At 59.0% G+C, this 4317-nt stretch carries 4 protein-coding genes; 1 reads left to right on the top strand and 3 read right to left on the bottom strand.

The features are described from left to right. On the top strand, window positions 1-1454 hold a 1454-nt coding region (locus tag IQ273_RS31100; RefSeq protein WP_194026956.1), incomplete at its 5' end, for a mercuric reductase. A 192-nt stretch (window positions 1455-1646) separates the two neighbouring features. Here the strand turns inward: IQ273_RS31100 and IQ273_RS31095 are convergent. From IQ273_RS31095 to IQ273_RS31085, 3 genes are all read right to left on the bottom strand, one after another. Next, window positions 1647-3254, bottom strand: coding sequence for a helix-turn-helix domain-containing protein (locus IQ273_RS31095; RefSeq protein ID WP_194026955.1), 1608 nt, complete (start codon window positions 3252-3254; stop codon window positions 1647-1649). Window positions 3255-3516: 262 nt separating this feature from the next. Next, on the bottom strand, window positions 3517-4050 hold the full coding sequence (locus IQ273_RS31090) for a gamma-glutamylcyclotransferase (RefSeq protein WP_194026954.1): 534 nt from the start codon (window positions 4048-4050) through the stop codon (window positions 3517-3519). Continuing rightward, on the bottom strand, window positions 4050-4317 hold a 268-nt coding region (locus IQ273_RS31085), incomplete at its 5' end, for a (2Fe-2S) ferredoxin domain-containing protein (protein ID WP_194026953.1). The genes IQ273_RS31090 and IQ273_RS31085, both read right to left, overlap by 1 nt.

Genomic DNA, 4317 nt, shown 5'->3' with positions numbered 1-4317 from the left:
CCCCCGCCCAGCGCTACGACCTGGTGGTGATTGGGGCCGGTACCGCTGGGCTGGTGGTGGCGGCGGGCGCGGCAGGCCTAGACCTAGGGCTGAAGGTAGCCCTGGTGGAAAAAAGTCTGATGGGCGGCGACTGCCTGAATGTGGGCTGCGTGCCCTCCAAGTGCGTGATTCGCTCGTCGCGGGTCGTCGCCGACATGCGCGAGGCCGCCCCGTTCGGCATTCAGCCCCCGCAGCACATTGAAGTAGACTTCGCAGCGGTGATGGATCGCATGCGCCAAATTCGCGCCGACATCAGCCACCACGACTCGGTGGAGCGATTCAGCAACCTGGGCATTGACGTGTTTTTGGGCGCAGCTCACTTTGTTGATAGCGAAACGGTACAGGTGGGGGAGCGCCGCCTACCCTTCAAAAAAGCCGTCATTGCCACCGGAGCCCGCGCCCATCGACCCTCGGTGCCGGGGCTGGCCGAGGCCGGGTTTCTCACCAACGAAACTGTCTTTTCCCTCACCGAGCGGCCCCGCCGCCTGGCCGTGATTGGCGGTGGCCCGATCGGCTGTGAGCTAGCCCAGGCCTTTCATCGCCTGGGCAGCGAGGTAACGCTATTGCACAACCACGCCCACCTGCTCAACCGTGAAGACGCCGATGCCGCTGAGATCGTGCAGCAGCAGTTGCGCAAAGAACAGCTCAATCTGGTGTTGGATGCAAAGCTAGAGCGGGTCGAAACGACGGCTACGGGCAAGTTGTTGCACTACAGCCAGCAGGGCACGTCAGCACCCCAGAGCATCGAGGTCGATGAGATTTTGGTCGGGGCCGGACGGGTGCCTAATGTCGATGGCCTGGGCCTAGAAACCGTTGGGGTCGAGTACGATCGCCGCCAGGGCGTGGTCGTCAACGACCACCTGCAAACTACTAACCCCAACATTTTTGCCGCAGGCGACATTTGCATGGACTGGAAGTTTACCCACGCCGCCGATGCCGCCGCCCGGATTGTGATTAAAAACGCCCTGTTTTCTCCCTTTGGCCTGGGGCGCAGCAAGCTCAGCAACCTGGTCATGCCCTGGGTGACGTATACCGACCCTGAAATTGCCCATGTGGGGCTATATGCCCACGAGGCCAAGCAGCAGGGTATCGAGATCGACACCATCGAAATCCCATTTTCCTCGGTGGATCGTGCCCTGGCTGACGGGGAGAGCGAAGGGTTTTTAAAAATTCTCCACAAAAAAGGCTCCGACAAAATCTTGGGGGCCACCATCGTTGCCCGCCACGCGGGGGAGATGATTAGCGAGATCACCTTAGCAATGGTCACGGGGCAGGGGCTGAGCGCTATTAGCGGGGTGATTCACCCCTACCCGACCCAGGCCGAAGCGATTAAGAAGGCTGCCGATGCCTACCGCCGCACGCTGCTGACCCCACGCACAAAGTCATTTTTGAAGCTGTTAACTAAGATTAGCTAGCGCAACACCGCCCAACCCCCTCCCAGCCCAAACAGCGCAAAAAAGTCGTGCTACAGCCATCGCCATAGAGGTTAGGACGTTTTCATAGGCACCTACGGACGATGGCTCAGGTCGGGTTAGACCATGGTCGTCGTCGAGCGATCGCTGGCCTGCTCCAGCCGGGAGAGAATCAGCAGGTCGTTGACCTTGGGCTTAAACATTCTCTCTGCGCAAGCCCAGAACATCTTGTAGTAGGGTGCGATCGCTGGCGCTGATATTAAACCGTCCGTTCTCGACGTCGCGAATCCAGCTTTGGCTTTTGCCAAGCCGCTGGGCCAGGGCTCGTTGACTGAGGTTAAGTTGCTGGCGAGCCGCTTTGATAGCATCGCTAGAGAGAGCATTGGCTAGAGGTTCGGCCGTCGATTTGGGCGATCGGCGGCGCTGGGGGCGGGGTTTGCGCACGCTTTGCTGCCAGTCTTCGGGCAGCTCAAACCCCAGCAGGCGGGCGTTGAGCAGGCGCTGCCACTTGTCGCGGGGGGCGCGGTCGGTGAGGCTGCGATCGCGGTTGGCATCGTCCGTCCAAAAGGCTAGGGCAGCATCGGCATCGTCAGGAATTTCGGACACCCTGGCCCACAGGGGTTGAATGTCGGGGCCGTAGGTCTCTGGGTCAAACTGGGGCTGGAGCCCGTAGCCACTGATGGATTCTAAATCGTTCTCAAAGATCTTAAGCAGGCGCTTGTGGGCACCGCGCACGGTGGTGGCTTCGGTCAGGCGATCGTCACCGTAGGCCAGGCGCAGCAGGGTACGCACCGTCATGCGGTGGTCGCTGCCCAGGCGCAGCTTAAACACCAGCCACAGCAGCAGCCGCATGGCTCCTTCGTGCTGCTGCCAGTTGCCCATCACTTCGCTCAGCAGCGACTGGGGCAGGGTGCCGTACTGGTAAAAAGCGGTTTGCTTGCGGTAGTCTTGCCGGTTGAGAAAACACTGTGCCCAGCGACCCGCCTTGACCGTAAAGCTAAGCCCAATTAGGTGGCGGTTTCCCTCGGCGTCTTCCTCGAAAAAGTACTGGGTGTCGAGCAGGTGCCAGACCGGATGCTCAGTCAGAGAGAACCCCTGCACCTTGCCCTGGCGGGGCCAGTCGAGGGCAACCAGAATTTGGCAGGCCTGATGAATCAGCTCTTTGATTAGGGTGAGCTTTTCGAGTTTGGTCAGGTCTTTGCGGCGGTTGAGGCCTAGGTACTGCTCAATGTGCTGGTCGTTGAGTACGAAGGGCTCTTCCCAGGGGCGATCGTGGTTGGTAGCGCAGGCAGCAAAAATGAGGTGTAGACAGGCGGCGCGCAGATCAAAGCGGGCTAGGGCGGCGGTACCCAGCTCGTAGGACATGGCGGCAGAGTTGGCCGCTTCAGGGTCAGTAGCCAGCCGAAACCGCATAGTGCCCTGCCCCCGATGGATAGAGCGCTCGTAGCAGAGCCGATGCTCAGGATCGGCCCGCCAGGGGAGCGACTGGCGCTGGGCCAAAATATTGCAGGCCTCCCACACCACCATAGAAGAGGCGAAGGGGGTAGTCTTACCGTTTAAGAAAATGGTGGGAATAGCGGCAGGCAGCAGGGTGCTTTTGTTGCGCCCTTTCTTGGGCTGAAGGGGCGCTAGCGAATCGACCGGGCAGGCGATGACGCAGCGGGGTGCCTCGACATCCACACAGCCGTCGCACAGGGTAGGGTCAATCCAGAAGGCATTGTCGTCAGCTTTGATTGCGCCATTGGGGCAAAGGTCGCGGCAGTCACCGCAGGTAATGCAACCTTCTTTGACGGTGTAGACCATTGAGAACCCCCTTTTGAGTAATTTATCTCACTAGGGATAACAACCCAAACATGGAGTTTTTATGGCCTTGGATACGTTTTAATTATTTCTTTTTTATTGCCAAAATTAGGTTCAGAATGGACTGATTACTGAAAAAATGTGTTCTTGATACGACGCTTTTTGCGCTTTTATTTTGATAGTTTGATGACCATATTACAAAACCAATTATTGAGTAACAAAAGTTCATTTTTGCAGCCGTTTCCCATTGCCTGAGGTTGACCTATTAAGCCCGCTGCAGTTGCCGCATATGGTGAAACAGCTGCCAGCAGTAGTGTTCCGGTAGTTGGCAGGTGATCGCCCCCCGCAGCACAACGCTGGAGTACCAGTCGCTAGGGGCGATTTCTTGGGGTGTTTTGTGCACCACAGCGTAGGTGCGCACCCGGCGGTAGCGCCGTTTGGGGCCATAGACGGTGACAAACTCGTGGCGATAGCTGCCCTGGTGCACCTCTTCGCGCTGGTCGAGGGCGACGCTAAGCCTCCAGGGCAACCGGTAGAGCACCCCCTGTACCACCTGCCCAGGGGCGGGCAAAATGTCGAGGGCGCTGCACTGGCGCTGGGGCGAGTAATAGTGAAAGCCGAGGCGATAGTCTTTTAGAGTAGCGGGGCCGATTACATAGGGGTGGGTGTTTTCGCCCAGGGAGCGCTTGAGGTCTACCGGGCACATGCAGGAACCGTAGGCAAAGTAGTAAAACGACGGTTCCTGGGGAGGGCAGTAGGCCGCCCCCTGGGGGATGCGATCGCTCAGAGCAGCCACCATTAGACCGACCCTGAGTGGGGTTTAGTGGGGGCCAGGTGGCGATCTAAGATCGCTGGCAGGCGTGAGGGCTGCACCCGGCTGTAGCGGTGATGGCCCGGTGAAACGGTAAAGGTGGGGGCCTCAGAGCAGTGTTTTTGGCAACCGGTGTACTGAATCTCGACCTGGGTTTGCAGATTGCGATCGCGCAATGCCTGCTCTAGGGCCACCACCAGCTGCTTGCCGCCGCGCTTTTGGCAGCCCGATTTGCGGCACACCTGAATTTTGAGC

Origin of the sequence: Nodosilinea sp. LEGE 07298 (assembly GCF_015207265.1) — a bacterium.
Classification (GTDB): domain Bacteria; phylum Cyanobacteriota; class Cyanobacteriia; order Phormidesmidales; family Phormidesmidaceae; genus Nodosilinea.
Note: the sequence above shows the minus strand (reverse complement) of the source record. Positions and strands in the feature narration are given on the sequence as shown.